Genomic DNA, 25,477 nt, shown 5'->3' with positions numbered 1-25,477 from the left:
ACGGTACGCCGCGGCGCGCGGCCGGGCCGTGACCTTTCACCAATTGCGCGGCAGGGGCGGCCCGGGTGCGTCAGCGCACGCCGCGGATGCCCTGCACGAGCGCGGCGCTGACGAGGGTGATGACGGCCGCCGCCAGGAAGAGGGGCGTGTACCCGCCGAGTCTGGAGACGAACAGGGCGCACAGGGCGGGCGCGAAGGTCTGTGGGAGGGTCAGGGCGACGTTGATCACGCCGAGGTCGCGGGCGCTGTCGTGCGCGCTGGGCAGCACCTCGGTGATCAGGGCGACGTCCACGGCGAGGTACACCCCGAAGCCTGCGCCCATCAGCGCGGCGGCGGCGAGCGTGCCGGGCCACGTGGGCAGCAGCGCCAGCGTCAGGAGGCCGGCGGCGATGACGACGGTGGAGCCGATCACGAACACCTTGCGGCGCCCCAGGCGGTCGCTGAGGACGCCGCCCAGCAGGACGGTCAGCAGCAGCGCGCCCCCGGCGGCCAGGTTCGCCTGGAACACCCCGGCGGCGGGGTCGTTCAGGCCGACCCGGTCGCGCAGGAAGTACAGCAGGTACGTGGTGCCCAGCGCGTACCCGAGCGTCACGAGGCCGCGCGTGAGCCACGCCAGCGCGAAGTCCCGGTGCCGCAGCGGGCTGAGGAACCCCGCCAGGGTCAGCGGCGCGGGCGGGGTGGTGGGCGCCTGCGGGTCGCGGCTGGTCAGGACGAAGCCCAGCATGGCGAGGAGCAGCAGCGCGCCCAGCAGCGCGTACCTGGCGAGCATGACGGGCAGCAGCCCGGTGAGGCCCACGCCGAGGATCGTGCCGAGCACCTGCGACAGGCCCGCCAGGCCGCTGACGGTGGCGCGCTGGCTGGGCGGCACGCGGTCGGGAATGACGGCGGTCAGCGCGGCCTGATAGGCGTTCAGGGCCAGCTGCGTCAGGCCCCACCCGGCGACCAGCACGGGCACGCTGCCCCCCACACCCAGCAGCAGCAGTCCGGCAGTCGCGGCAACGGCCCCGCCGATCAGGTACGGGCGGCGGCGGCCCAGACGTCCGCGGGCGCGGTCACTCAGCGCCCCGAAGATGGGGTTGGCGAGCAGGCTGATCAGCGCCCCCACGCCCAGGATCAGCGCGAGATTCGCCTCCTTGTTCGCCTCGTCCAGCGTGATGAGCTGCTGCCCGATCAGCACCTGACCGGGCGCGTTGAAGGCCATCCACATCGCCAGGGTCGCCAGGGTGTACGGCAGCATGAACCGCCACGACACGGGCGCGGCGACACTCACGCCTGCTCCCGCAGCCACGCCTGATACCAGGAAAAGCTGTCCTTGCGGGTCCGCATCTGCGTCCCGAAGTCCACGTGCACCAGCCCGAAACGCTGGTCGAAGCCGTCCGCCCACTGAAAATTGTCCATGAGAGTCCAGGCAAGATAGCCGCTGACCGGCGCACCTTTCTGGACCGCCAATCGGGTAGCCTCGATGTGCGCCTCCAGGGAGCGGATGCGCGCCGCGTCCCGCACCCGCCCGTCCGCGTCCGGCACGTCGGGCAGGGAGCAGCCGCTGCCCGTGACGACCAGCGGCGGGCAGGCGTCCCCGTAGCGGTCTTTCAGGTCCAGCAGCGTCTGTGTGAGGGCCTCAGGTCCGGCCACCCCCGTCGGGGCGGGTTCCGGCGCCACGCCGAAGGGACGGCTCGGATCGGCCCGCACCCAGTCCGGCTGGTCATCGTTCACGCCCAGAAAATCCAGCGGCGCGGCGATCACGTCCAGGTCGCCGGGGCGCACGGCCTCCAGCAGCTGCGGGGCGTGCTCGCGCAGCAGGTCCAGCACGGGCGCGGGGTACGCGGCGCGCAGCAGGGGATCGGTGAACAGGTGGTGGCGCAGCGCGTCCATCAGGCCCGCCGCCTGCACGTCCGCGTCACGGTCCGTGGCAGGCCACGCCGGGGCGTACGTGTTCGCGATGCCCACCTGCCGCGCGCCCGCCTCCCGCAGCGCCCGCGCCGCCAGCCCATGCCCCAGCAGCTGATGGTGCGCGGCCGGGAACGCCCCCAGGCCCAGCGTCCGCCCCGGCGCGTGCGTGCCGTGCGCGTACCCCCGCAGCATCACCACGGACGGCGCGTTCAGCGTCATGAACGCCGCCGCGCGGTCCGCCAGCCGCTCCCCGACCAGGAACGCGTACTCCTCGAACCGGTGCGCCGTGTCGCGGCTCAGCCAGCCGCCCGCGTCCTCCAGCTCCTGCGGCAGGTCCCAGTGGTGCAGCGTCACCCACGGCTGCACGCCCGCGCCCAGCAGCCCGTCCATCAGCCGGTCGCAGAAGGCCAGTCCCGCCGCGTTCACCCGCCCGCGCCCGCCGGGCTGCACGCGCGGCCACGCCACGCTGAAGCGGTACGCACCTGCGCCCAGCTCGCGCAGCAGCGCCACGTCCCCCGGCCAGCGGTGGTAGTGGTCGCAGGTCACGTCCCCGGTCGCGCCGCCCCGCACCCGCCCCGGCGTGTGACTGAACGTGTCCCACACGCTCGCGCCCCGCCCGTCCTCACGCGCCGCGCCCTCGATCTGGTACGCCGATGTCGCCACGCCCCACACGAATCCGTCCGGAAAGCCTGTCATACGGCCTCCGGTGGCGTGGGGCGCAGCGCCACATCCACCCGAGCGAAGAGAGCAGGAGTCGAGCGGGTTCCGGGCGTGCAGTGAGCCGCCCGGTGTCCTGTCCGGGCGGTAAACGAAACAGACGGAATCCGTATCATGATCCTTCACATTCTGACCCGCGTCCCGAAGCGCGCGTGCGCGCCCGGGTTGCGGCGCGTATAATGCGCGGGTTATGCGGATGGTGACGGTAGGAACGCGCGGCAGCACTCTTGCGCTTGCACAGACCCAGTGGGTGGTGGCTCGCCTGAAAGAGGAATGGCCGGACACGGACTTCCGCATTCAGACCATCAGCACGAAGGGCGACCGCAACCGCGGCAGCCTGGAGGCCATGGCGCAGAAGGGCGACAAGGGCTTCTGGGTCAAGGAAATCGAGGACGCCCTGCTCGCCAAGCGGATCGACATCGCGGTGCATTCCCTGAAGGACCTGCCCACCGAGCAGCCCGAGGGCCTGGAGGTCAGCTCCATTCCCCGCCGCGTGGACGCGCGGGACGTGCTGATCGGCAAGGAAGGCATGAAACGCCTCGCGGACCTGCCGCAGGGCGCCCGCGTGGGCACCAGCAGCGTGCGCCGTAAGGCGTTCCTGCGCGCCTACCGCCCGGACCTGCAGGTCATCGACCTGCGCGGCAACATCGACACGCGCCTCGCCGCGCTGGCCGGGAACGAGTACGACGCGATCATCCTGGCCGCCGCCGGACTGATCCGCACCGAGATGCGCCACCGCATCGACGAGTTCGTCGAACCCGACATCATGCTGCCCGCCCCCGGCCAGGGCGCCCTGGCGCTGGAAACCCGCGCCGACGACGACCTGACCATCGAGGTCGCGTACGCCATCCACGACCACACCACCGACGACCGCATCACCGCCGAACGCGAATTCCTCGCGGGCCTCGGCGCGGGCTGCATGGCACCGGTCGGCGCGCACGCCACCGTCAAGGGCGGCCTGCTGACCCTGGAAGGCTGGGTGGGCGCGCTGGACGGCGGGCACGTCATCCGCGCCACCACGCAGGGTGACCCCAGCGAATGCGCCGACCTGGGCGCCGAACTGGCCACCGACATGCTCGACCGCGGCGCGCAGGCCCTGATCGACGCCGCGCGCAGCTGACCTTGCCCGACCAGCCCGCGCCGCCTGCCGGTCCGCGCCGCAGCCGCTTCCTGATTCCCACCCTGGCCGCGCTGCTGTGGCTGGGTGCCGGGCTGTGGCAGCGCACCCAGGCCGCCACGCCCATCCCGGACGCGCTGTTGGCCGAACTGCCCCTGACCGCCGCCGTGTTCGCCGTGACCTTCGTCTGGCAGCGTCTGCGCCGCTGACCCCTCACGACCGACCCGCCAGACCCCCGGTGCTGGCGGGCGCTGTCGTTTCGCGGGGTCTAATACGGACTCCGGTTGAAAGGTTTGCAAAATCTTTCAACCCGAGCGGAGCGAGGAGGAGAGAAGCGGGTTCCGGGCGTGGAGTTGACAGATTTGTGGTCTTCCAGTCTGTCAACGAAACAAACGGAATCCTTATAACAGTCTGAGGGTCGAAGCGCCGTGCCAACCTCCCCGGCAGGCCGTCCGGCACAGCGGGCCACTCCCGCCCCCGGGCCCCTCGACCCTAGACCCCTGGCTGCGGCCCCCCGCCGCCGCGACTACCATGCCAGTGATGCCCAGTGACGCCACCCCGCCCGCCCGCGCGCCCCGACTGGCACTGATCCACACGGGCGGCACGATCGCCAGCCGCCCCAGTCCCGACGGGCGCGGTCTCACCCCCCAGACGCCCCCCACCCTGCCCGGCCTGGAACAGGTGCAGGTCACCGAGGCGCAACCGTTCAGCCTGCCCAGCCCGCACATGACGCCCGGGCACATGGGGCAGCTGGCGGCCCTGATCCGCGAACTGGCCCCCACGCACGACGGCGTGGTCGTCACGCACGGCACCGACACCCTGGAGGAAACGGCGTTCGCGCTGCACCTGATGCTGGACGTGAAGGTCCCGGTCGTCCTGACCGGCAGCATGCGCCACGCCGAGGAGATCAGCTGGGACGGCCCCGCCAACCTGCTGGACGCCGCGCACGTCGCCCTGCACCCCCACAGTCCCGGGCGGGGTCCGCTGGTCGTGATCGGCGGGGACATCTTCGACGCGCGGACCGTCACGAAGATCCACACGACCGCCGTGGACGCCTTCGGCGGATACCCCGGCCCCATCGGCCGCATCGACCGCGAGGGGCACACGCCGCGCCTGCACTACTTCGCCATGCCGGAACCGCGCGCCACGTACCACCCCACGCACCTGCGCGCCCGCGTGGAGATCCTCTACGCCTACGCCGGCTGGACCGGCGAAGGGTACGCCGAGGCCGCCGAGCGGGCCGACGGGCTGGTCATCGCCGCGCTCGGCACCGGGAACCTCCCCGCCGAACTCCTCCCGCTCATCCAGGGCACCGAAAAGCCCGTCGTGATCGCCACCCGCACCCACGCCGGGCCCGTCCTGCCCGTGTACGGCTACGCGGGCGGCGGCGCCACCCTCGTCGAGGCGGGCGCGATTCCCGCCAGTTTCCTGAACGCCCACAAGGCCCGGCTGCTGCTGCTGATCCTGCTCGGCCAGGGCCTCACGCGCGAGCAGATCCAGACGGTGTTCGAACGCGACGAGTTCTAGAAACCTTCCCGCTCCACTTCCTCCAGGAGCGGCACGATGAACTCCTGCTGGTACTGATCCAGCGTCATGTCATACACCGCCCTGGTCGCCAGATCCTTCGCGTCCACGAAGGGCAGCTCAAACAGGGACCGGAGAAGGCGGATGATCTCGATCGGCCCTGCCCCCTGAGCCTGAGCTGCTCGCGCTACTTCCAGCGGATCGGCTCCCTGGGCCTTCATTCCCTGGAATTGTTCAATGGACATGCCTGAAGCATAGATTACTCATGACAAAACCCCACCTGTCGCCACATGGCGGGGTGGGGTTCAAACGATTCCGGTTTACGCGAGGTCGAGGCGGATCAGGAATCGTCCGCAGCTGGGGCACTTCACGGGGGGCAGTTTGCCCTGCGCGGCTTTCTGCTGGACATTCACGGGGAGATTCACGTTGCAGCCGCTGCACCGTCCGGCCTTGATCTCCACGACGCCGAGGCCCTTCTTGGCGCGGCGTATCATGTCGTACTCGCGGATGGTACGCGCGTCGAGGTTCCCGGCGAGCTGCGCGCGTTCCTGACGGTCGGCTTCGCCCTGGTCGCGCAGGCCCTGCACGCGCGCCTCGTCCTGTTCTTCCAGCGCGCCCAGGGAGGGGCGCAGGGCGCGGTGCTGGCCGCGCAGGTCGCTCGCGCGGGCTTGGAGGGTCTGCTGCTGCTCGCGCAGCGGGGCGAGGTCCTCTTCGAGCTCGTCGGCGCGTTCGCTGAGCATCTGAATGCGGCTGCCGTACTGCGATTGCGCACGGGCGTCGAAGGCGTTCTTCTCCTGCTCCTCGCGGGCCCGCGCGGTCTGCTCGCGGATGCTGGACAGGTCGAGTTCGGTGCGGCGGATGTTCTTCTCGACGCCTTCAAGGGTGATCTCGGTGTCCTCGAGGGCGTTGTTCAGGCGTTCCTGCTCGGCGCGGGCGTCACGCAGTTCAGTGGAAATGTTGCCTTCCTCGTCGCGCAGGCGGTCGAGGTTCAGGTCGAGTTCCTGAACGCGGTGCAGGCGGCGAAGGGGGGAGGTGTCGCTCATCACTGGCAGTCTACCCCCGTTCATGAGTTCGGAGGTCAACTGAGTATTCATCTGCTGGTCGGGCGCGCGGGTCACGGGGCGACCGGGGCGGGTGTGGGCGTGCGTTGGGCGCGGCGGTACAGGCCCAGGTAGATCGCCAGGACGCTCGCGCCGTACATCAGCAGCGTCCACGCGAACAGCGCGTTGAAGGCGGTGGTAAAGGGCAGCGCGCCGCGCACCACGCCGGACAGGATGCTGCTGATCGCCCAGCCCAGGTCCCAGGCGATGAGGTTCACGGCGGAGTACATGGGCCGGTCCTCCTCGGGCAGGGCGGTCATGGCGTAGGCGCTGTACACGGGCCCGGCGGCGTTCATCAGCGCGCCGCGCGTGAACAGCGCCGCCGTGACCATCCACAGCTGCGGCGCGAAACCCAGCACCGCCAGGAAAGGCAGGCTGCACGCCTGCACGAGCAGCACCGCCTGCAGCTGGCCCATGCGGCGCACGAGCAGGGGTTGCAGCAGCGCCGTGGCGGCAGTGGCCAGGCTGGTCCAGGCGAACAGGGTGCCCAGGCCCGCGTAGGACACGTTGAATTTCCCCTCGATGAACACGTTCAGGAACGGGATGGTCGCGCCCGCCCCCAGGCCCACCAGGATGTTCGGCAGGACCAGCCGGGCCATGGTGGCGCGGTCCCGGACGTGGAAGCTGCGCCCGGTGGCGTTCGTCTTCCCGGTGGGTTTCAGACCCAGGACGGGCAGCAGGCCGATCAGTTGCAGCGCGGCGGCGACCAGCAGCGCGGCCCGCAGCGCCCCCAGCGCGTCGGGTGCGGTGCCGGTGCTCTGGGCGTACAGGGTGGGAATCTGGCCGCCCAGCAGGTTCCCCAGGAAGCCCGCGCCGGTCATCAGGGCGTTCTGCACGCTAAACAGCGTGACGCGGCTGCGTTCGTCACTGTTGTTCGCCATGAACGGCGACGCGGCGACCATGCTCAGCGCGCCGCCCGCGCCCTGCACGACCGCGCCCACGATGACCAGCACCGGCCCGCTGGCCAGCACCAGCAGGCCCAGGCCCAGCAGGTTCAGGGCCGCGCCGACCTTCAGCGTGTGTGCGTTGCTGATGCGCCGCGCGACCGCCACCGCCGGGAGGCTCAGGCACGCCAGGGTGATGGCGGGCAGCGCGTTCATGACGCCCTGCCACTCGGCGCCCAGGCCCAGCGCCCGCAGGTAGAAGTTCAGGAACAGCGCCGTGAACGCCTGCGACAGCCCGAACGCGAACACCGACGCCAGGAACAGCCACACCTGCCGCGAGAAGCGCCACGTCTGCCCCCGCTGCGGCCCCAGGTTGCCGGTCACGCCACGCCCACTTTCGGGCAGAAGCTCGCCATGACACACGCGCCGCACTCGGGTTTGCGGGCCGCGCAGACCCGGCGGCCGTGCAGGATCAGCGCGTGGTGCAGGAACACCCAGCGTTCACGCGGGAACAGGCGCTGAAGGTCCGCCTCGACCTTGTCGGGGTTCGTCTGGATGCTCAGACCCAGGCGGCGCGCCAGTCGGCCCACGTGCGTGTCCACCGCGATCGCCGGGTACCCGAAGGCGTTCGACAGGACCACGTTCGCGGTCTTGCGGCCCGCGCCGGGCAGCGCCACCACCGCGTCGAAATCGTTCGGGACCTCCCCGCCATGCCGTTCGACCAGCAGCCGGGCCAGCGCCGCGAGGTTGCGGGCCTTGGCGCGGTACAGACCAATCCGGCGGATCAGCGGCTCGATGTCCTCCGGCTCGGCCCTGCTCATGGTGTGCGCGTCCGGGTACGCGCCGAACAGCGCGGGCGTCGCGGCGTTCACGCTCACGTCCGTGGCCTGCGCGCTCAGGACCGTCGCCACGAGCAGCTCGAACGGGGTGCGGAAATCCAGTTCCGTCCGCGCGTCCGGGTAAAGGCCCTCCAGCGCCGCCAGGACCTGTGGGGCCCGCACCCGCGCGCCCGGCGGCAGTCGCGCCGCACTCTTCTTCTTCCCGCCTGTCTGCCCAGTCACCCCGCCACGCTACACCCCGCCCGTCACGCACGTCCGCGCGCCTGGGACAGCCAGGGGCCGCAACCCACGCCTGCCGATCCGCGTACCTGGGAGCATGAGACTCGCCGCGATCCTGCTGGGCATCCTCGCCGCCATCGGCCTGCTGCTGGGCCTGCTGCCCCTGCTGGGCTGGCTGAACTGGCTGCTGGTGCTGCCGCCTGCCGTGCTGGGTCTGATCCTCGCCGTGCTGGCCAGGGACCGGGGGGCCACCACCCTGAACGTCGTCGTCCTCGGACTGGCTGCGCTGCGCCTGTTCCTCGGCGGCGGCGTCCTGTAACCAGCAGCAGAGGCGGGGCCGCACAACCGCGCCCCGCCTCCCGCTCCCCGCGCCCTTACTTCAGCGTCTTACTGATGTACGCGTTCGAATAGTAGTCGCTGGCTTTCGCCCCGGCGGGCAGTTTGCCCTGCTTCACGAGGGCCGCGACCGCCTTCGTCCACGCGCTGGGGTTCATGGCGCCCAGGCCGTTCGCCTGCGTGTACGGCCCGGTCATCAGGGGCACGCTGGCCTTCAGGACGTCCAGGCTGCCGCTCGCGCCGAACACCGGCTGCGCCAGCTTGAACGCGCGGGCCGGGTCGGCCACCGTGAACTTCAGGCCGCGCTGGCTGGCCCGCACCACCTTGCGGGCCAGGTCGCCCGTCAGGCTCTTGCCGGTGCCGATCAGGCCCACGCCGACCATCGGATAGGCGTCAGTGACGTCCAGCGTGTACACCTTCTTGCCGCTCGTGCGGGCCAGTTGCAGCACGTCGTTGTTCGCGTAGCCCACCGCGGCGTCCACGCGCCCGGCGCGCACGGCGTCCACCTGCGTGAAGCCGATGGAGTTCAGGCGCACGTCGCGGCCCTCGGTGAGGTTCGCGCTGTCCAGCACCGCCTGGATCGCGTGGTACGAACTGCCGAACGGCCCCGGGATGCCCACCGACCTGCCCTTCAGGCTCTCCGGGCCGCTGAGGGGCGAGAGGCTGAACACCGTCACCGGGTTCTTCTGGTACATCGTCATGACGTAGCGCACGTCCGCGCCCTGGTTGCGCGCGAAGATCGCGTCCTCCGGGTCGCCCACCACGAAATCCAGCTTGCCCTGCAGCAACAGCGGCAGCAGCTGCGACACGTACCCGTGCTGGAACTTCACGCTCAGGCCCTCGGCGCGGAAGTACCCCAGTTTGTCCGCGACGTAGAACGGCGTGAACTGCACGTCCGGGTTGTACCCCAGCCCGACGTTCACGGTGCGCTGCGCGGACGCGGCGGTGGCCAGCAGGCCCAGCAGGAGAAAAGCGGCACGCTTCATGAGAGGCAGTATAGGCGGGGCACCTGACCGCGCCGTGACCCCGCCCCCCATCCCGGGCCCACCCGGCCCATCAGCCCGCCCGATGACCCTGATCGGCAGATGCGATACCGCCGCGGGACACCCGGCGCGGCCCGGGCGTGTCACGCTGCGCGTATGGACCTGAACTCCTGGACGCCGGACGACAACGCCCGCCGGTTCGCCACGCTGATCGCCACGGCGTCCGCCGTGTTCACCTTCCTGGCCCTCTGGATGGGTGCCGCCCTGCACCCCCTGCTGGCCCTGCTGCTCGCCGCCGTGGACGCCGTGATCGTGTGGCTGGTGGCCCGCGCTGCCCTGCGGGTGTACTTCCGCCGCTGACGGCCCCGCTCGGCGCATGAACGCCGGCGCAACGCCCGCCCCAGCCTGACGGGTGGTACACTCGGGGGCACGCCCGCACACGCCCCGGCCTCCGGGAGCCCGTGCCCCGGCCGCGAAAACGCGCGCACAGGTGGCGGCGGCAGGAATCAAAGGAGAAAACCCATGACCGACAACAACGAGCTGCGCCCCGGTGAGCAGACGCCAGAAGAACTGCGTGACCTGATCCCCCAGCTGGAAGGCGAACCCGACGAGGACGCTGTCCTTGACGCCGAAGAAGCCGCCGCCGACACCAGCGTCAGCGCCGAGGGTGCCGAAGGCGAGGAATTCGAGGAAGAATTCATCGACGCCGACGAACTGATGGCCGTCCTGGCCGAACTGAAGGAACTGCTCGAAGCGCAGGGCAAGGAAATCCGTGGCCTGCGCCGCGAGATGCGCGAAATGCGCGAGAGCCAGGGCCAGGGCGGCTTCCGCCCCCGCGAGGACCGTGGCGAGCGCGGCGGCTTCCAGGGTGGCGACCGCGGCGGCGACCGTGGCGGCTTCCGGCCCCGTGAAGACCGCGGCGGCGACCGTGGTGGCTTCCGTCCCCGCGAGGACCGCGGCGGGTACCAGGGCGGCGGTGACCGCGGCGGCTTCCGTCCCCGCGAGGACCGCGGCGGGTACCAGGGCGGCGGCGAGCGCGGCGGCTTCCGTCCCCGCGAGGACCGTGGCGGGTACCAGGGCGGCGGCGACCGTGGCGGCTTCCGTCCCCGTGATGACCGTGGCGAGCGCGGCGGCTTCCAGGGTGGCGACCGCGGCGGTGACCGTGGCGGCTTCCGCCCCCGCGACGACCGTGGCGGCGACCGCCCCACGTTCCGCCCCCGCGAAGACCGTCCCGCCGAGCAGGGCGGCGAGTTCCGCCCCCGCGCCCGCGCGGACCGCGGCTGGAACAACCGCCGCGACGACGAGTAACACCCACACCTGAAAGGGGGCCGGACACGCAGTCCGGCCCCTCGTCTTGTCTGGGGTCAGGCGGTGGCTGTTTCGGCGGGCGTGGCGCTGGGCACGAGGTACCGGTCGAGCCAGTTGAGGTATTCCGTCAGGCGGGTCAGGCGGCGGTCCGGGCGGCCGGAACGCGACAGTTCGTGGTCCTCGCCGGGGAAGCGCACGAAGCGCACCGGGACGCCGTGGAGGATGAGGGCCGCGTACCACTGCTCGGCCTGTTCGATGGGGCAGCGGTGGTCGAGGACCGAGTGGACGATCAGGGTGGGCGTGCGGACGTTCTCGACGTACTGGAGGGGGCTCATGTCCCAGAGCTTCAGGGCGTCTGCGCGGCGGTGGAAGTTCAGGCCGAGTTCGTCGTCCCAGAAGCGCATCCCGATGTCGCTGGTGCCGCCGAACGACAGCAGGTTGCAGATGCTGCGGTCGGTGATGGCGGCGTGGAAGCGGGTGGTGTGCGCGGTGAGCCAGTTGGTCATGAAGCCGCCGTAGCTGCCGCCCATGACGGCGGTCCGCCTCTCGTCCAGGCGGGGCTCGGCGTCCAGGCAGGCGTCGAAGAAGGCCAGGAGGTCGTCGGCGTCGACGCTGCCCCAGCGGCCGTGGATGGCGTCCACCCAGGCCTGTCCGTAGCCGACGCTACCGCGCGGGTTGCTGTAGCAGATGGCCTGTCCGCGCGCGGCGTACAGCTGGAATTCGTGCGTGAAGGCGTGTCCGTAGTCGGTGTGGGGTCCGCCATGAATGCTGAGGATCGCGGGAACAGGGTGGGTGCCGTCCGGCAGGATCATCCAGCCCTCGCCCTCACCCAGTTCGGTGGGGAAGGCCACGCGCACCGGGGTGCGGGCGGGGAAGGGGAGGTTGGCGTGCAGGTCGGTGACCGGCTGGCCGTTCAGGATCACCTCAGGGAACTGGTCGGCCCGCTCGCGGATGAGGGCGAGGCCGCCGCCGCGCGCCGTGAAGGCCGGGATGACGCCCTGCGGGTCGTGGGTGTGGACCTGCACGGAGCTGGACTGCCCGTCTGCGGCCAGGGTGGCGGTGAACAGGCCGCAGCTGCCGCGCACGGTGCTGCTGAACAGGAGGGTGCGGTCGTCCAGCCACACGGGTTTCTCGGGCATGGCGCCCACGTGGCAGTCGCCACCCACGGCGTTCCCGACCGGGTGGTCGTGCCCGGCGTCCAGCCGCACCGGGGTGGCGTCGCCGGTCAGGGGCAGGAGGTACAGGTGGGTGTGCTCGGTGTTGCCCTGCCCGGCGGGGCGGCCCACCAGCGCGAAGTGCTGGCCGTCCGGGTGGGGGACGACGGCGTTCACGGCGGACGCCCAGCGCGTGACCTGCCGGGGCGTGCCGTGCAGCGACAGGTGCCAGACCTCCTGCTGCCACTGCGCGCCGGTCAGTTCGCTGGTTGCGGCGACGAACAGCACGCCGCTGCTGTCGGGCAGCCAGGTCACGCCGCCCAGTTCGACCTCCGGCACGTGCCACTCGCGCACCTCGCCGCTGGGGACGTGCAGGCGGTACAGGCGCGCGGCGCGTTCGGGTAGCCAGTCGCGGCCGTTGAAGCGGTAACGGGGCCTGGTGATGACGCGGGCCTCACCGCGCTCGTCGCGTTTGTCCTCGTCGTCAGCGGTGGTCATGAACGCGACGTACTGCCCGTCCGGGCTCCACTGGATGTCTGACACGCCGTTCCGGAATCGGGTCACGACCTGCGCCTCGCCGCCCGAGAGGGGCAGCAGGTGCAGCTGCGCGCCCTCGCCGACCTTGCGGGTAAAGGCCAGGGTCTGCCCGTCCGGGGACCAGCGGGGGCTGCCGTCCCGGCCCTCGCCGCGCGTCAGGACGTGGGCGCCCTGCGCGTCGGCGAGCCAGATCTGCGACTTGTAACGGGGCTTGGCGAAGGCCGCGTCGGGCTTGAACGGGTCGTCCTCCTCAATCCGGGTCAGGACAAACGCGGCGCGCGTGCCGTCCGGGCTGACCTGCGGGTCGGAGGGGAACACCAGGGGGAGCAGGCTCTCGGGCCCGGGGATGGGTTGCGTCATGCCCCACAGTCAAGCACAGCCGCCCGCTCCACAGAAACGGAAGCGCTCCCAAAATGTCGTCCAGGCGGGACGCGAGCCACACCGGCGGGTTCATGATCGCTGGCTAAAGACAAAGTGGAACGGGTCTTTCTATTTCCAAACGCGTTTCCCTTACGCTGATCTTACCCGGCCCCCCACAGGCCCACGTTCCTGTCGCCAGCCCACCGAACGCTGACGAAAGGGACCCATGCTGTCCCCGTCCACACCTTCTTCCACACGGCCCCGTCAATCCGAACTGGCGCCTGTCGCCCCACCATCTCTGGAGGTCTTCACATGCAAGAACTGTCCTGCACCTGGGTTCCCGGCACCTTTGACGTCGTCCGACTCAAAATTTCCGGCCGCACCATCGAAATGACCAGCACGCACCTCGCCCGCCTGTTTGGCAAGCAGGCCCTGCACGACCTGTACCTCAAGGGCAGCGCGAAACTCAAACTCGACGCCCAGCAGGTCGCCCTGCTCAGCTGAACCCCTGGGCAGTTCCGGTCAGGCCCCCTCGCAGGAGTGGGGCCTGACTGCGCTCCCACCCTCACCTTCACGCGCGGGCGCTAGCATCCGCGCATGACCACCACCACACCGGGCGCGGCGCTGCAGGCCCTGATGGCCGACCTGAAAGTCCTTACCGACATCGAGTCCCCCTCGACCGACCCGGCGGCCATCCAGCGCGTCATGGACGTCATCGAGGGCTGGGCGCGCGACCTGGGCGCCGAGACGCACGCGCTGGGCGGCGGTACCCGCGTGTTCCGCTTTGGCGTGCCGGGCGGCGCGGCAGACCAGACCGCCGAGAAACCCGTGCTGATCCTCACGCACGCCGACACCGTCTGGCCGCACGGCACGCTGGAGGACATGCCCTGGCGCGTGGACGGCGACCGCCTGTACGGCCCCGGCACGTACGACATGAAAGCCGGGATTGTGGGCCTGTTCCACGCCCTGCGCGCCCTGCACGGCCAGTGGCCCCGCGGCGGCGTGACCGTCCTGCTGTCCCCCGACGAGGAAATCGGCAGTCCCAGCAGCCGCGAGCACATCGAACGCGCCGCGCACGACTCGCGCGTGGCCCTGGTCGTCGAGCCGCCCGTCGCGGACACGCACGCCCTGAAGACCGGCCGCAAGGGCACCGGCAGCTACACGCTGACCTTCACCGGCGTCGCCAGCCACGCCGGGAACAAACCGGAGGAAGGCGCGAGTGCCATCACGGCCGCCGCGCAGGCCACCCTGGACCTCCAGGGCCTCGCCCAGCCCGATCTGGGCACCACGGTCAGCGTCGGCCTGATCCGGGGCGGCAGCGCCGTGAACGTCATCCCCGCGCACGCCACGCTGGAGATCGACCTGCGCGTCAGCACCCTCGCGGAGGCCGGGCGGGTGGACGCCGCCGTGCGCGCCTGGACGCCCCACGACCCCCGCGTGACCGTCCGCATCGACGGCGGCCTGAACCGCCCCCCCTTCGAGCAGAGCGAAGGCACGCTGGCGCTGTACGAACAGGCCCGCGCCGTCGCCCGGGAACTCGGCTTTGACCTCACGCACGCCGTCGTGGGTGGCGGCAGCGACGGGAACTTCACCGCGCCGGTCATCCCCACCCTGGACGGCCTGGGCGCCCCCGGCGACGGCGCGCACGCCCAGCACGAACACGTCCGCCTGGACCGCTGGCCTGACCATGTCCGCCTGCTGACCGAACTGCTGCGCCGCGTCTGAACTGCACGGCAGGTGACATGCGCGCTGCTGGAAAGGGCGGACCCGCAGAGCTGCGGAGCAGGGCGGGAAGCCGTCATCGAGAGCGGCTGGGAGCGGAGCCCCGGGGCGTGCTGGTGGCCCTGGGGTGGAACTGAACCCCGCAGTGAGTGCACCAGTCCATCAGAAGCGGAAGCAGGAGGCCGCGGCGCCTGCCTGACCGCCGGACGGGGGGAGGGTGTGCAGCAGTGCCCGGAAGTCCGGCGCGGTCAGCGGGTGAGACAGGCCGTGCCCCTGACCGAGCGGACAGCCCAGGTCCCGCAGGGCCGTGAGCTGCGCAGCGTTCTCGATGCCCTCGGCGGTCAGGTCCAGCGGCAGGTGGCGGGTCAGGCCCAGCACCGCCTCCAGCAGCGCCCGCGCGAACGGTCCGCCCGGTCCGTCCGGCAGGCCCTGGATGCACGAGCGGTCCAGTTTCACGCCCGTGATCGGCAGGGTCCGCAGCCGCGACAGGTTCGAGTACCCGGACCCGAAATCGTCGATGCTCAGGCGCACGCCCAGCGCCCGCAGGTCCTCCAGGGTCTGCGCCGCGCGGGTGTCCTCGTACAGGGCGGCCGTTTCGGTCAGTTCGAGTTCCAGCCGCCGCGCACTCAGGCCCGTGTCGCGCAGGGCGCCCTGCACCACCTGCGGGAATTCCGCCTGCAGCAGCTGCACCGCGCTGACGTTCACGCTGACCGTCACGTCCCCCCAGCGCAGCGCCTCCAGGCACGCTGCGCGCAGCACCCACGCCCCGACCGGCGCGATGAGCCCCACCCGCTCGGCCACCGGAATGAACTCCCCGGGCGACACGGCGCCCAGCTGCGGGTGCGTCCAGCGCAGCAGCGCCTCGGCCTTCACGGGCCGCAGGTCACTCAGGCGGAACACCGGCTGGAAGTGCAGGCTGAGTTCCTCGCGGGCCAGCGCGACGCTCAGGTCCCGCGCGAGCACCTGGAACCGCTCGGTCGCGGCGTCCTGCTGCGGCTGGTAGCGCCGCACCTGCCGCCGCCCGGCGCACTTCACGGCAGACATGGCGCTGTCCGCGTGCCGCAGCAGTTCGTCCGGGTCGGTGGCGTCCTCGGGGTAGACGCTCAGGCCGATACTCAGCGTGATGTCCATGCCCACCTGCAGGCTGGGCCGCGTGGGCACGTGCGTCAGCAGCCGCTGCGCCTCCCACTGCGCGCCGGACGCGTCCGCGTGCGGGAGCAGCACCACGAACTCGTCGCCGCTCAGGCGGTACACGCCGCTGCCCGCCGGGACCAGCCGCTGCAACTCGTGCGCCACGCCGCGCAGCAGTTCGTCCCCGGCCGCGTGCCCCAGCGTGTCGTTCACGATCTTGAACGCATCGACGTCCACGACGAGCGCCGCGAACGTTCCCCCGCGCTCCGTCAGTTCCCGCAGGTGCTCGCCCAGCCGCACGCGTCCCGGCAGGCCCGTCAGCAGGTCCGTGTACACCAGCTGCCGCAGCACCTGCTGTTCGCCCTGCGCCCGGCCCAGCGTGTCGTTGCGCCGCACGAAGTACGACGCGCCGTACAGGCACACCACCGCCGCCAGGTTGATCTGCAGCAGGGCCCGCAGCGCGTCCACGTCCAGCGCCACGCCCTGCGTGACGGGCCGCAGCAGCAGCAGGGCGCTGAACGCCGCGACGCTCAGGACCGTCAGGTTCAGTGTGCGCCGCACCGGCCGCGACAGGTCGCCCAGCAGCGTCCAGGTGATGAGCACCGGCAGCCACACCAGCGTCTCCAGCAGTTCCGGCAGCAGCGCCCGCTGCAGGGGCAGCAGCGCCAGCAGCAGCAGTTTCATGCTGAGCATGGCGCCACTGCCCGCCGTGAGCAGCAGCGTCACGGCGCGCACCTCATGCCCGCGCAGCACCGCCAGCCACGCCGTGACCAGCATTCCGCTCAGGACGAGGTACAGCGCCGGGTCCACCAGCCGGTCCCAGGCGTCACCGCGGCCCAGCAGCGCCGCGAGCACCGCCGACGCCTGCACGGCCGGCAGGCCCAGCAGCAGCATCCGCCGCCAGACGGCCAGCAGATCACGTTGTGCGGCGCTTCCCTCCCCCATACCTGCCCTGAGCGTAGGCAGCGCGCCTGCACAGAATTCATACTGCCCGGCCCGAGGGGAACGCCCGGCCCGCGCCGCTGCACGCCTTGCCCCCGTCCCGAACGCGAGAAACCTCACACAGCCCCCTGAACGGGGGGCGGCGCTATCCTGCCTTCCGGAGGCCCACCCCGTGTTCAACCTGTTCCGCAAGACGCCCGCCAACCCGAACGTGAAACAGGACGACGCGCAGACGTACCGCGTGCGCGTCCGCACCCGCCCCCACGCCGAGGTCGTCGAGTTCCGCTTCACGAAGGGCGCCCACATCGGCGTGGACGACGACGGCACGTACCTCTTCCGCAAACCCGTCGTCAGCCCGCAGCACTTCGACCGGGGCGAACTCCTCGTGCGGTTCGACCGCAGCTACCGCGTCACCGCCACCGAGGGCCAGAACGTGGACTTCATTCCCGTCAGCGACTGGGAGTAGCGGCGCAGGAAGCGGTGCGCGGGCGGCGACCGTGCTTCCCGCACCCCTACGCGGATTCCCTCCGTTTCGTGGACAGGTCGGAACATCGCCGGATTGCCGACGCCACGCCCGCAGGGGCGCGTTGCTCGTCCTGTGCGGGGCAGCTCTGCGAGTCCCATCCGCTCGGACTGAACGGTTCTGGCAAACCATTTCAGTCCGAGGCGGTATCACCTCACCTCGTGGAACGTCTCCTGGGTCACGCGGTCCGGGTACTTGCGGATGAAATCCACCGTGCTCAGCGCCTGCGTGCGGTGACACGCGATCGCCTGGAGCTTGCGCACGATGAAACGGGTCACGTCGTGCCGGACATTCGGCGGCAGCCACTCGGCCCGCAGCGCCTCGTTCTCCGGCGGCACGTCGCTGGCGTAGTACCACAGGCGGGGCCGTTCCCCGTCCGGCAGGGCGTCCCACGCGGCCTTCACGGCGCGGTGCGTCGTCACGTGATCCGGGTGCCCGTTGCTGCCGTTCGGCGGGAAGGTCAGCACCACCTCGGGCCGCAGGCGCACCATCGCCTCGCGCGCCACCTCGGTCAGCGCCGAGAGCGGCTGGTCCTTCAGGTACTTGTCCGGGAAGCGGTGATGCTCGAACACGCTGCCGCCCGCCCGCGCCTCCTCGCCGGTCAGGCCGATCACCTCCAGGCACGCCGCGAGTTCCACCTCACGCATCCGCGCCAGTTCCTCCGGCGAGTCGCACAGGCCCAGGGTCCGGCCCGCCTCGCCGCGCGTCAGTGTGACCAGCCCGCAGGCCTCCCCGGCCTCCAGGTGGCCCATCAGCGTTCCCGACGCGCCGTACACCTCGTCATCCGGGTGCGGCACGATCAGCAGCAGTTTCAGTCCCTTGCTCATCTGCCCAGCATAGGCCCGCCCGCGCGTCACCGCGTGGGGCACGGGGTGGGCGTAGGCGTGCTGGCGGATGCGTCTGCGGCGGGGCGGCCCGCATGATGGGCGCATGACCGACCCACAGCCCGTCACGCTGCGTGACCTGCAGAAACCCGACGATTTCGCCGAGGTCGCGGCCCTGCTGAGCGCCGCCGATCCCGAGTGGCCCCTGACCGCCGAGATGATGGCCACCTGGGACGAGGCGCACGACCCGGCGCTCTACCGCCGGGAACGCGTGGCGGAGCAGGGCGGCCGGATCGTGGGGGTCAGTCACGTGGGCCATGACGACTTCGCGTTCGAGGACTGGCGGTATTTCGGACGGGTCGTCGTGCACCCGGACGCCCGGGGCCGCGGGGTGGGTACGGCGCTGTACGACGACGCGTTCGCCGCGCTGCGCGGGCGGGGCGCGCAGGACCTGCGCACGATGCTCAGCGACCAGCCGGAGGACGCGCCGGGCCGGGCATTCCTGGCCGCGCGGGGCTACGTACGCACCTGGGACCGCTTCGAGTCCCGCCTGCACACGGCCGACGCCGACCTGGGCGCCTTCGACGACCTGATGGCGGCCGTGGCGGCGGACGGCGTGCAGCTGCGCTCGGTGGCGGACCTGGCCGGCGATCCGCAGCGGGACCGCAGGCTGTGGGAACTCGACTGGCGCCTCTTCCAGGACGTGCCGATGGGACAGGCCCTCACCCGGCGGCCGTTCGAGGCGTGGCTGAAGCAGGAACTGGAGGACCCGACCTTCAGCCACGAGCTGTCCTTCGTGGCGGTGCGCCCGGATGTGGACGACCCGCTGACCGGACCGTACGTGGGCTACAGCAGCCTGATGAGCAACCCGGCGGGCTTCTTTGTGATCGGCATGACCGGAGTGCGCCGCGAGGACCGCGGAAGGGGGGTCGCCAAGGCCCTGAAGGTCGCGGCGATGCGCGCCCTGGCCGCTGCCGGGGGCGGCGAGATCCGCACCTTCAACGACCCGCCCAACAAGGCGATGCTGGCCATGAACCGCGCGCTGGGCTTCCGGCGCGGCCCGACCCGCAGCCGCCACGAGCTGCACCTGGACCCCGTGACGGGCGAGCGGCGCCCCGTGCCCGTGCCCCCGGAGCTGACGTGACCGCCCCGCGACCCTTCGCGCTGCGGCCCGCCACGGACGCCGACCTGGGCGCCCTGGCGGACCTGCTGACGGCAGTCAATCCCCGCCACCCGTACACCGCCGACTCGCTGGCGCACGACCTGCACTCGCTGCGGGCGCACCCGCTGGGGCTGCACGTCGCGCAGTGGGTGGCGCACACCCCGGACGGGGCGCTGCTGGGCGCCGCGTCCGCGTTGCAGTTCGGTGGGATGTACCACCCGGACCGCTACCACGCCGAGGTCGGCGTGCACCCCGGCGCGCGCGGCCATGGGGTCGGCGCGGCGCTCGCGGCGCACGTCACCGCGCACCTGGAGGCGCGGGGCGCGCGCGAGGTCCTGGCCGGGGCGTATGAGGACGAACCGCTCAGCCTGCACTTCCTGGCGTCGCGGGGCTTCCGGGAGGTCATGCGCTTCTTCGACAACGTGCTCGACATGGCCGAGTTCGACCCGGACGCCTGGGCGGAACGGGCGACCCTGCCCGGCGGTCTGCGCGCCGTGACCCTGGCCGACCTGAGCGCCGAACTGGGCGAGGACGCCGCCCGCCGCGCGTACTACGCAGGCTGGCTGGCCGCGCGGGAGGACGTGCCCCGCACCGCCGCCGCGACCCCGGTCGCCTATGAGGACTTCCTGACGCGTCTGGACCGCCCGGAACACCTGCCCCGCGGCACCCTGCTGGCCGTCACCCCGGCGGGCGAGGTCGCGGCCCTGTCCGAACTGCACCGCGACCTGCACGACCCGCAGCGCCTGAACACCGGCCTGACCGGCACCACCCGCGCGTGGCGCCGGCAGGGGCTGGCACTGGCACTGAAGGTCGCCGCGCTGCGCGTCGCGCGGGACCTCGGTGCCCGCGAGGTCTGGACCGGGAACGCCACCACCAACGCGCCCATGCTGGCCCTGAACGACCGCCTGGGCTTCCGCCCCCGCGTCGCCTGGGTCGAGATGCAGCGTGGTCAGGTGGACGGATGATCCGCGTCGCACCCATCGCCGGGCACGAGTGGGACGCCGCCGCCGCGATCCTGACCGGCGCGAACCCGCACGAACCCCTGACGGGCGAGGAATACCGCCGCCAGATGCGTGAACAGCAGGACTGGGGTCACGGCTGGGCCGTGTTCGTCGCCCACGCCGGCGGCGAGGTGGCGGGTGTCGCCGGGTACCACCAGAACCCCGGCGCGTTCCACCCGCACCACTACGGCCTGGACCTCGCCGTCGCGCCGCACGCGCAGGGACGAGGGGTCGGCGCGGCCCTCTGGGAGACCCTGGCCGCCGATCTGCGCGCCCGGAACGCCGAGTCCGCCCGCCTCCTGGCCCGCGAGGACCACCCGGTCGCGCCCGGCTTCCTGACCCGCCGGGGCTTCACGGGCGGCAAGCGGTACTTCATGTCCACCCTGCACGTCCCGGACTTCGATCCCGCCCCGTACGCCGCGCTGGAGGCCCGCGTGCAGGCGCGCGGCGTCCGCATCCGCACCCTGACCGAGCTGCGCGCCGCAGGCACGCCGGACCTCGTGGGCCGCCTGCACGCCCTCATGAGCGACGTGCGCCAGGACGTGCCCCGTTCCGAACCCGCCACGCCCCTGACCCGGCAGGTGTTCGAGGACGGCGTCCTCGGCGACCCCGGCCTGCTGCCAGACGCGTACCTGATCGCCGAGGCGGACGGCACGTGGGTGGGCCAGACCGCCTGCTTTCGCAGCGACGCCAGCCCCGACCTCCTGACCGGCCTGACCGGCGTCACCCGCCCCTGGCGCGGCCAGGGCGTCGCCACCGCCCTGAAACTCGCCGCGATCCGCGCCGCCCGCACCGTCGGGGCCACGACCATCCGCACCGACAACGCCAGCGACAACGCCCCCATGCTCGCCATCAACGACCACCTCGGCTTCGTGCGTGATCCTGCCAGCGTGTCGTACGTGATCCGCTTCGGGTGACGGGGAGGGCAGTGGGAAGTAGGCAGTGGGTGGGTTGGGGCGCCGTGCAGACGCTGTGGACCATCCGCCATGCGCGTAAGCTGGAACCGTGCTGCTGAGCATCGACTGGGACGCCTTCTCGGGGACGCGGGAACTGGTGTTCGACGCGCCGATCTGGGGGACGCGGGACCTCGACCATGACCGGTCCGGCGCGTGGATGGACCGCGCGCGCAGGCGCGGTGGGCAGGACTGGGACGCGCTGGAGGCGGATTTCCCGCTGTACCCCGGCTGGGAGGCCCTGCGCGCGTACGCGGGCGTGCCGGCGTTCGTGACGCTCAGTCACGCGGACGCGTGGGAGTGGCTGGAACGGTTCCCGGGCCTGGACGTGCTGAACCTCGACTCGCACCATGACCTGGGCAGCCGCAGCGGCGATCCGGCGCGGGTGCGGCCCGGGAACTGGGCGGGGCTGGGGCTGGCGCGCGGCCTGATCCGCACCGTGACGACGCTGTACCCGGACTGGCACGCGGCGCTGCCCGTCGCGGAGGGCTTCGATCTGGACCGCACGCACGGCGAGATCCGCGACCTGCTGCCCCCCGCGCTGCTGGACCGCGTGACCCTGACCCGGCAGGCGCGGCCCGGCGCGGACCTGCCCGACCCGGCGCGGGTGACGTCGCTGCTGCTCGTGCAGTCCCCGGCGTGGACGAACCCGGCGCACGATCCGGCGTTCCTGGCGCTGGCGGCCGAACTGGGCGCGCAGGTGCTGGTGCCGCCGCACCCCCGAATGGGGAGGGCGGAGAGGTCCGTTCGATCTTAAGCGGCCTGCGTGCTATCCAGAGTGGACCGTGCGCGCCGCCCGGGTCACCGGCGGACCGGCTGCGCGTGACTGCCGCCGCCCGCAACCCACCCGAGAGGGGAGCGTCAGCCCGCCGCGGCGCCGTGTAACATTTTTCATGAAGCTGCGCGCTTCACAGGAGTGCACCCGTGACCATCCCGCACACCGAATCCACCCGGCAAGTCGCCTATCAGGTCGGCGCGTTCGCCCTGATCCACCACCAGGGCGCCTACCTGATCACCCGCCCGCTCCAGCCGATACAACCCGGCGCGCAGGGCCTGCCCGGCCTGATCCTGAACGCCGAACCCGGCAACAACCCGGTCGAACTGCACCTGCGGCGCGTGATCCGCGAGCAGGTGAAACTGGTCGTCAGTGACCTGCGGCTGGCCGGGTCGTACGTGGCGCGCGGCACGCAGGGCGGACAGGCCGACGCGCGCCTGCACCTGATCTTCGGCACCGAGTACAGCGCCGGGATTCTCGAGCCGGACCCGCAGCAGCTCAGCGCCGCCGAGTGGATTCCCAGCGCGGAACTGCTCGAACGGGGCGGGTCACCCGAATGGTTGCAGATCGCCATCCGCGAGTACGAGACCAGCGCCGCGCCACCCGCCGCTCCCGCCGCAGCGCGCTCCCGCCTGGGGTTCATGCGCCGCCGCTGAGGGGGCCAGCGGCTCAGCTTCCGGCCACCATCGCCTTCCAGCCCTCGGTGTCCTCACCGACGGTCAGGTGCTTCCCGGCGCGCACCAGCGGCAACCGCAGCAGCTCCGGATCGTCGATGATCCTGGCGATCACGCCGTCCTCGGTGGTGCGCAGGTACGCGAGGTTGCTGCGCTCGTACGCCTTGCCTTCCAGGTCCAGCAGGGCGTTCAGGCCGAACTTCTGCACGAACCGGCCGAGCTCCCCCTTGGCGATGGGGCGCTCCTTCAGGTCCACGAAGTGGATCTTGATCTTGCGTTCCTTGAAGAAGCGCTCGGCGGCGCGGGTTTCCTTGCTCTTGCGCGTGCCGAACACCTGCACCTGCAACTCACTCATGCCTCAAGTGTAGAGGCAGCGCTGCCGGGCGGCGCGTGACGCCCCCGCCCGGAACCCGGCGGGGGCGCGGGGTGAGGCTCAGGCGAGGAGCATCCCGGCCAGGGTGCCACTTAGCAGGTTCGCGAGCGTCCCGGCGGCCACGGCGCGCAGGCCCAGCTGGGCAATATCGGCGCGGCGGCTGGGGGCGAGGCTGCCCAGGCCGCCCAGCAGGATCGCGAGGCTCGACAGGTTCGCGAAGCCGCACAGCGCGAAGGTCACGATGGCCTCCACCTTGGGCGTCACGCTGCCCGCCTTGAGGGTCTGGGCGAATTCCACGAAGGCCACGAACTCGTTCGTGACGAGCTTCTGCCCGATGAAACTCCCGGCGGTCGTGGCGGCCTCCCACGGCACGCCAATCAGGAACGCCAGCGGCGCGAACAGGTAGCCCAGCAGCAGCTGGATGCTCAGGTCCGGCAGGCCCACCAGCCCGCCCAGCTGCCCGATGATGGCGTTCAGCAGCGCGATCAGGCCGATGAACGCGATGAGCATCGCCCCGACGTTCAGCGCGAGGCCCAGGCCGCTGCTCGCGCCCCGCGCCGCCGCGTCGATCACGTTCACGGGGCGGCCCTCCGGGTCCTCGGGGACGTCGCCCTTGTAGTCCTGGGTGGGTTCGGTCTCCGGGAAGATCAGTTTCGCCATGAGCAGCCCGGCGGGCGCGGCCATGAACGACGCGGCGATCAGGTAGTCCAGCCGCACGCCCAAGAGCGAGTACCCCACGAGCACGCTGCCCGCCACGCTGGCCAGCCCGCCCACCATCACCGCGAACAGTTCCGAGCGGGTCATGCGGTCGATGAAGGGCCGCACGACCAGCGGCGCCTCGGTCTGCCCCACGAAGATGTTCGCGGTGGCCGACAGGCTCTCCCCGCGGCTGGTCTGCAGCAGGCGGCTCAGGCCGCCGCCCAGGAAGCGCACGACGGCCTGCATGACGCCCAGGTGATACAGCACGGCGATCAGCGCACTGAAGAACACGATGATAGGCAGCACCCCGAACGCGAAGATGAAGCCCGCGCCCTCCAGCTGCCCATTCGTCAGGTTCCCGAACACGAAATTGATGCCCTGCTGCGCGTTGTTCACGACGCCCTGCACGGCGCCCGACACGGCGTCCAGCGCCCGGCGGCCCAGCGGCCAGCGCAGCACGATCAGTCCGAAGGCGATCTGCAGCAGCAGCGCCAGTCCCACGGTGCGCCAGTTCACGGCGCGCCGGTTCACACTCAAGAGGAGGCCCAGGCCGATCAGTACGGCCATGCCTCCTACACCCCAGAAAACGTCCAGCATCCCATCAGACTATGGGGCGCGTCTGATGGGAGCTTGAGGACAGCGTGACCGGACCTGAAGAAGAGGTGAAGCCCCCGTACCTCCGTGAGGTCAGTTGGCGTAGAACCCGAGGTCGTGGTCGCCGCTGACCGGCAGGCCCAGGTGGTCGTAGGCGTGCGCGGTGGCCACGCGGCCCCGGGGCGTGCGCTTGATGAAGCCCAGCTGGATCAGGTACGGCTCGTACACGTCCTCCAGGGTCAGGCTGTCCTCGCTGATCGCGGTGGCCAGCGTGTCCACACCGACCGGGCCGCCCGCAAAGCGGTGGATCAGGGTCTCCAGGTACTTCTTGTCGCGGTCATCCAGGCCCGCGCTGTCCAGGCCCAGCTTGTCCAGTGCGTCCTGCGCGCGGGGCAGGCCGATGGTCGTCTCGCCCGCCACGTCGGCGTAGTCGCGCACGCGCCGCAGCAGCCGCTTGGCGATCCGCATGGTGCCGCGCGCCCGGGCGCCGATCTCGACGGCCGCCTCCTCGTCCAGCCCGAAACCCAGCAGGCGCGCGTCACGCAACAGGTTCACGCCGATCTCGTCGGGCGTGTAGTACTCGAGGTGCTCGATGATGCCGAAGCGGCTGCGCATGGGCGCCGTGATCAGGCCCGGTCGGGTGGTCGCGCCGACCAGCGTGAAGCGCGGCAGCGGTAGCTCGATGGTGCGCGCCGCCGGGCCCTGCCCCAGCACGATGTCCAGCTTGAAGTCCTCCATCGCGGGGTACAGGTGCTCCTCGGCGACGCGGCCCAGGCGGTGGATCTCGTCGATGAACAGCACGTCGCCTTCCTCCAGGCTGTTCGTGAGGATCGCGGCCAGATCGCCGGGTTTCTCGATGGCCGGGCCGGAGGTCACGCGGATGTTCACACCCAGTTCGTGGGCGATGATGTGCGCCAGGGTGGTCTTGCCCAGGCCGGGCGGGCCGAACAGCAGGGTATGGTCGAGCGCTTCCTTGCGGCCGCGCGCGGCCTGGAGGTACACGCCGAGTTTCTCCTTCAGTCGCGCCTGCCCGACGTAGTCCGTCAGGGTCTTGGGCCGCAGGGCCGCGTCGAGCGGTTCAGTCATAACAGAGAGTCTAGCGCAAGTTCGCTGTCAGCGGAATACACCCGGGCGGT

General features: G+C 71.5%; 27 protein-coding genes. 14 read left to right on the top strand and 13 right to left on the bottom strand.

What is annotated here, in order from left to right; translation table 11 throughout:
• Window positions 1-70: 70 nt before the first annotated feature.
• Together SY84_RS07845 and SY84_RS07840 are read right to left on the bottom strand one after the other, a co-directional pair.
• On the bottom strand, window positions 71-1,288 hold the full coding sequence (locus SY84_RS07845) for an MFS transporter (RefSeq protein WP_162200796.1): 1,218 nt from the start codon (window positions 1,286-1,288) through the stop codon (window positions 71-73).
• Window positions 1,267-2,586, bottom strand: coding sequence for a GH1 family beta-glucosidase (locus SY84_RS07840; protein ID WP_046843559.1), 1,320 nt, complete (start codon window positions 2,584-2,586; stop codon window positions 1,267-1,269). Before SY84_RS07840 ends, SY84_RS07845 begins: the two co-directional genes overlap by 22 nt.
• 211 nt (window positions 2,587-2,797) lie before the next feature.
• Between SY84_RS07840 and hemC the strand changes: the two genes are divergently transcribed.
• The 3 genes from hemC (at window position 2,798) to SY84_RS07825 (ending at window position 5,251) form a co-directional block, all read left to right on the top strand.
• A complete protein-coding gene (hemC, locus tag SY84_RS07835; protein WP_046843558.1) occupies window positions 2,798-3,727 on the top strand; it encodes a hydroxymethylbilane synthase in 930 nt (309 codons plus the stop codon).
• A 2-nt stretch (window positions 3,728-3,729) separates the two neighbouring features.
• Entirely contained in the window at window positions 3,730-3,933 is a 204-nt protein-coding gene (locus SY84_RS07830; RefSeq protein WP_046843557.1) for a hypothetical protein, read from the top strand.
• A gap of 331 nt (window positions 3,934-4,264) precedes the next feature.
• Window positions 4,265-5,251, top strand: coding sequence for an asparaginase (locus SY84_RS07825; protein ID WP_046843556.1), 987 nt, complete (start codon window positions 4,265-4,267; stop codon window positions 5,249-5,251).
• Here SY84_RS07825 and SY84_RS07820 read toward each other — a convergent pair.
• The 4 genes from SY84_RS07820 to nth all read right to left on the bottom strand — a co-directional run bounded on the left by SY84_RS07820 (window position 5,248) and on the right by nth (window position 8,293).
• Complete coding sequence (locus tag SY84_RS07820) at window positions 5,248-5,493, bottom strand: hypothetical protein (protein ID WP_046843555.1); 246 nt, start codon at window positions 5,491-5,493, stop codon at window positions 5,248-5,250. The genes SY84_RS07825 and SY84_RS07820 overlap by 4 nt on opposite strands.
• A gap of 75 nt (window positions 5,494-5,568) precedes the next feature.
• Window positions 5,569-6,291: a zinc ribbon domain-containing protein gene (locus tag SY84_RS07815; RefSeq protein ID WP_046843554.1), complete on the bottom strand. Its 723-nt coding sequence runs from the start codon at window positions 6,289-6,291 to the stop codon at window positions 5,569-5,571.
• Between the two features lie 71 nt (window positions 6,292-6,362).
• Window positions 6,363-7,616 (bottom strand): MFS transporter, encoded by a 1,254-nt coding sequence (locus tag SY84_RS07810; protein WP_245621429.1) that lies wholly within the window; start codon window positions 7,614-7,616, stop codon window positions 6,363-6,365.
• The gene (gene nth, locus SY84_RS07805; RefSeq protein ID WP_046843553.1) at window positions 7,613-8,293 is read right to left on the bottom strand and encodes an endonuclease III; all 681 of its coding nucleotides are present in this window, start codon (window positions 8,291-8,293) and stop codon (window positions 7,613-7,615) included. The genes SY84_RS07810 and nth overlap by 4 nt, the downstream gene beginning before the upstream one ends.
• 94 nt (window positions 8,294-8,387) lie before the next feature.
• On the opposite strand from nth, the gene SY84_RS07800 reads away from it, so the two are divergent.
• Entirely contained in the window at window positions 8,388-8,609 is a 222-nt protein-coding gene (locus tag SY84_RS07800) for a hypothetical protein (RefSeq protein ID WP_046843552.1), read from the top strand.
• 55 nt (window positions 8,610-8,664) lie between these two features.
• On the opposite strand, the gene SY84_RS07795 is transcribed toward SY84_RS07800, so the two are convergent.
• Complete coding sequence (locus SY84_RS07795) at window positions 8,665-9,612, bottom strand: ABC transporter substrate-binding protein (protein ID WP_046843551.1); 948 nt, start codon at window positions 9,610-9,612, stop codon at window positions 8,665-8,667.
• Window positions 9,613-9,765: 153 nt separating this feature from the next.
• Between SY84_RS07795 and SY84_RS07790 the strand changes: the two genes are divergently transcribed.
• Window positions 9,766-9,969 (top strand): hypothetical protein, encoded by a 204-nt coding sequence (locus tag SY84_RS07790; protein WP_046843550.1) that lies wholly within the window; start codon window positions 9,766-9,768, stop codon window positions 9,967-9,969.
• Between the two features lie 162 nt (window positions 9,970-10,131).
• Complete coding sequence (locus tag SY84_RS16785; RefSeq protein WP_046843549.1) at window positions 10,132-10,917, top strand: hypothetical protein; 786 nt, start codon at window positions 10,132-10,134, stop codon at window positions 10,915-10,917.
• 56 nt (window positions 10,918-10,973) lie between these two features.
• On the opposite strand, the gene SY84_RS07780 is transcribed toward SY84_RS16785, so the two are convergent.
• Window positions 10,974-12,968, bottom strand: coding sequence for an alpha/beta hydrolase family protein (locus SY84_RS07780; RefSeq protein WP_046843548.1), 1,995 nt, complete (start codon window positions 12,966-12,968; stop codon window positions 10,974-10,976).
• 312 nt (window positions 12,969-13,280) lie between these two features.
• On the opposite strand from SY84_RS07780, the gene SY84_RS07775 reads away from it, so the two are divergent.
• Together SY84_RS07775 and SY84_RS07770 are read left to right on the top strand one after the other, a co-directional pair.
• Window positions 13,281-13,472: a hypothetical protein gene (locus SY84_RS07775; protein WP_046843547.1), complete on the top strand. Its 192-nt coding sequence runs from the start codon at window positions 13,281-13,283 to the stop codon at window positions 13,470-13,472.
• 93 nt (window positions 13,473-13,565) lie between these two features.
• Window positions 13,566-14,693, top strand: a complete 1,128-nt coding sequence (locus SY84_RS07770) for a M20 family metallopeptidase (RefSeq protein ID WP_046843546.1) — start codon at window positions 13,566-13,568, stop codon at window positions 14,691-14,693.
• Between the two features lie 159 nt (window positions 14,694-14,852).
• Here the strand turns inward: SY84_RS07770 and SY84_RS07765 are convergent, their stop codons facing one another.
• A complete protein-coding gene (locus SY84_RS07765; RefSeq protein ID WP_046843545.1) occupies window positions 14,853-16,766 on the bottom strand; it encodes a putative bifunctional diguanylate cyclase/phosphodiesterase in 1,914 nt (637 codons plus the stop codon).
• 169 nt (window positions 16,767-16,935) lie between these two features.
• Here SY84_RS07765 and SY84_RS07760 point away from each other — a divergent pair, with 169 nt between their 5' ends.
• On the top strand, window positions 16,936-17,229 hold the full coding sequence (locus tag SY84_RS07760) for a hypothetical protein (protein ID WP_046843544.1): 294 nt from the start codon (window positions 16,936-16,938) through the stop codon (window positions 17,227-17,229).
• 206 nt (window positions 17,230-17,435) lie between these two features.
• Here SY84_RS07760 and SY84_RS07755 read toward each other — a convergent pair whose 3' ends face one another.
• Window positions 17,436-18,113 carry a PIG-L deacetylase family protein gene (locus tag SY84_RS07755; protein WP_046843543.1) on the bottom strand — a complete coding sequence of 226 codons (678 nt, stop codon included), beginning with the start codon at window positions 18,111-18,113 and terminating at the stop codon, window positions 17,436-17,438.
• 103 nt (window positions 18,114-18,216) lie between these two features.
• Here SY84_RS07755 and SY84_RS07750 point away from each other — a divergent pair, with 103 nt between their 5' ends.
• The 5 genes from SY84_RS07750 to SY84_RS07730 all read left to right on the top strand — a co-directional run bounded on the left by SY84_RS07750 (window position 18,217) and on the right by SY84_RS07730 (window position 22,657).
• A complete protein-coding gene (locus SY84_RS07750; RefSeq protein ID WP_046843542.1) occupies window positions 18,217-19,254 on the top strand; it encodes a GNAT family N-acetyltransferase in 1,038 nt (345 codons plus the stop codon).
• A complete protein-coding gene (locus SY84_RS07745; protein ID WP_046843541.1) occupies window positions 19,251-20,237 on the top strand; it encodes a GNAT family N-acetyltransferase in 987 nt (328 codons plus the stop codon). Before SY84_RS07750 ends, SY84_RS07745 begins: the two co-directional genes overlap by 4 nt.
• A complete protein-coding gene (locus tag SY84_RS07740; protein ID WP_046843540.1) occupies window positions 20,234-21,190 on the top strand; it encodes a GNAT family N-acetyltransferase in 957 nt (318 codons plus the stop codon). Before SY84_RS07745 ends, SY84_RS07740 begins: the two co-directional genes overlap by 4 nt.
• Window positions 21,191-21,278: 88 nt before the next feature.
• A complete protein-coding gene (locus SY84_RS07735; protein ID WP_046843539.1) occupies window positions 21,279-21,983 on the top strand; it encodes a hypothetical protein in 705 nt (234 codons plus the stop codon).
• A gap of 167 nt (window positions 21,984-22,150) precedes the next feature.
• A complete protein-coding gene (locus tag SY84_RS07730; protein ID WP_046843538.1) occupies window positions 22,151-22,657 on the top strand; it encodes a hypothetical protein in 507 nt (168 codons plus the stop codon).
• A 13-nt stretch (window positions 22,658-22,670) separates the two neighbouring features.
• Here the strand turns inward: SY84_RS07730 and SY84_RS07725 are convergent, their stop codons facing one another.
• The 3 genes from SY84_RS07725 to ruvB all read right to left on the bottom strand — a co-directional run bounded on the left by SY84_RS07725 (window position 22,671) and on the right by ruvB (window position 25,427).
• Window positions 22,671-23,030 (bottom strand): ArsC/Spx/MgsR family protein, encoded by a 360-nt coding sequence (locus tag SY84_RS07725; RefSeq protein WP_188844257.1) that lies wholly within the window; start codon window positions 23,028-23,030, stop codon window positions 22,671-22,673.
• A gap of 78 nt (window positions 23,031-23,108) precedes the next feature.
• The gene (locus SY84_RS07720; RefSeq protein WP_211117131.1) at window positions 23,109-24,314 is read right to left on the bottom strand and encodes a NupC/NupG family nucleoside CNT transporter; all 1,206 of its coding nucleotides are present in this window, start codon (window positions 24,312-24,314) and stop codon (window positions 23,109-23,111) included.
• A 120-nt stretch (window positions 24,315-24,434) separates the two neighbouring features.
• On the bottom strand, window positions 24,435-25,427 hold the full coding sequence (gene ruvB, locus SY84_RS07715) for a Holliday junction branch migration DNA helicase RuvB (protein ID WP_046843537.1): 993 nt from the start codon (window positions 25,425-25,427) through the stop codon (window positions 24,435-24,437).
• Window positions 25,428-25,477: the final 50 nt, after the last annotated feature.

It is taken from the genome of Deinococcus soli (ex Cha et al. 2016), from assembly GCF_001007995.1.
GTDB lineage: Bacteria > Deinococcota > Deinococci > Deinococcales > Deinococcaceae > Deinococcus > Deinococcus soli.
Note: the sequence above shows the minus strand (reverse complement) of the source record. Positions and strands in the feature narration are given on the sequence as shown.

What these genes read in the sequence shown, in the direction of transcription:
- SY84_RS07840 (WP_046843559.1), bottom strand. Translation starts at nt 2,586, where the DNA reads ATGACAGGCTTTCCGGACGGATTCGTGTGGGGCGTGGCGACATCGGCG.
- hemC (WP_046843558.1), top strand. Translation starts at nt 2,798, where the DNA reads ATGCGGATGGTGACGGTAGGAACGCGCGGCAGCACTCTTGCGCTTGCA.
- SY84_RS07825 (WP_046843556.1), top strand. Translation starts at nt 4,265, where the DNA reads ATGCCCAGTGACGCCACCCCGCCCGCCCGCGCGCCCCGACTGGCACTG.
- SY84_RS07820 (WP_046843555.1), bottom strand. Translation starts at nt 5,493, where the DNA reads ATGTCCATTGAACAATTCCAGGGAATGAAGGCCCAGGGAGCCGATCCG.
- SY84_RS07815 (WP_046843554.1), bottom strand. Translation starts at nt 6,291, where the DNA reads ATGAGCGACACCTCCCCCCTTCGCCGCCTGCACCGCGTTCAGGAACTC.
- SY84_RS07800 (WP_046843552.1), top strand. Translation starts at nt 8,388, where the DNA reads ATGAGACTCGCCGCGATCCTGCTGGGCATCCTCGCCGCCATCGGCCTG.
- SY84_RS07795 (WP_046843551.1), bottom strand. Translation starts at nt 9,612, where the DNA reads ATGAAGCGTGCCGCTTTTCTCCTGCTGGGCCTGCTGGCCACCGCCGCG.
- SY84_RS07790 (WP_046843550.1), top strand. Translation starts at nt 9,766, where the DNA reads ATGGACCTGAACTCCTGGACGCCGGACGACAACGCCCGCCGGTTCGCC.
- SY84_RS16785 (WP_046843549.1), top strand. Translation starts at nt 10,132, where the DNA reads ATGACCGACAACAACGAGCTGCGCCCCGGTGAGCAGACGCCAGAAGAA.
- SY84_RS07780 (WP_046843548.1), bottom strand. Translation starts at nt 12,968, where the DNA reads ATGACGCAACCCATCCCCGGGCCCGAGAGCCTGCTCCCCCTGGTGTTC.
- SY84_RS07775 (WP_046843547.1), top strand. Translation starts at nt 13,281, where the DNA reads ATGCAAGAACTGTCCTGCACCTGGGTTCCCGGCACCTTTGACGTCGTC.
- SY84_RS07770 (WP_046843546.1), top strand. Translation starts at nt 13,566, where the DNA reads ATGACCACCACCACACCGGGCGCGGCGCTGCAGGCCCTGATGGCCGAC.
- SY84_RS07765 (WP_046843545.1), bottom strand. Translation starts at nt 16,766, where the DNA reads ATGGGGGAGGGAAGCGCCGCACAACGTGATCTGCTGGCCGTCTGGCGG.
- SY84_RS07755 (WP_046843543.1), bottom strand. Translation starts at nt 18,113, where the DNA reads ATGAGCAAGGGACTGAAACTGCTGCTGATCGTGCCGCACCCGGATGAC.
- SY84_RS07750 (WP_046843542.1), top strand. Translation starts at nt 18,217, where the DNA reads ATGACCGACCCACAGCCCGTCACGCTGCGTGACCTGCAGAAACCCGAC.
- SY84_RS07740 (WP_046843540.1), top strand. Translation starts at nt 20,234, where the DNA reads ATGATCCGCGTCGCACCCATCGCCGGGCACGAGTGGGACGCCGCCGCC.
- SY84_RS07725 (WP_188844257.1), bottom strand. Translation starts at nt 23,030, where the DNA reads ATGAGTGAGTTGCAGGTGCAGGTGTTCGGCACGCGCAAGAGCAAGGAA.
- SY84_RS07720 (WP_211117131.1), bottom strand. Translation starts at nt 24,314, where the DNA reads ATGGCCGTACTGATCGGCCTGGGCCTCCTCTTGAGTGTGAACCGGCGC.
- ruvB (WP_046843537.1), bottom strand. Translation starts at nt 25,427, where the DNA reads ATGACTGAACCGCTCGACGCGGCCCTGCGGCCCAAGACCCTGACGGAC.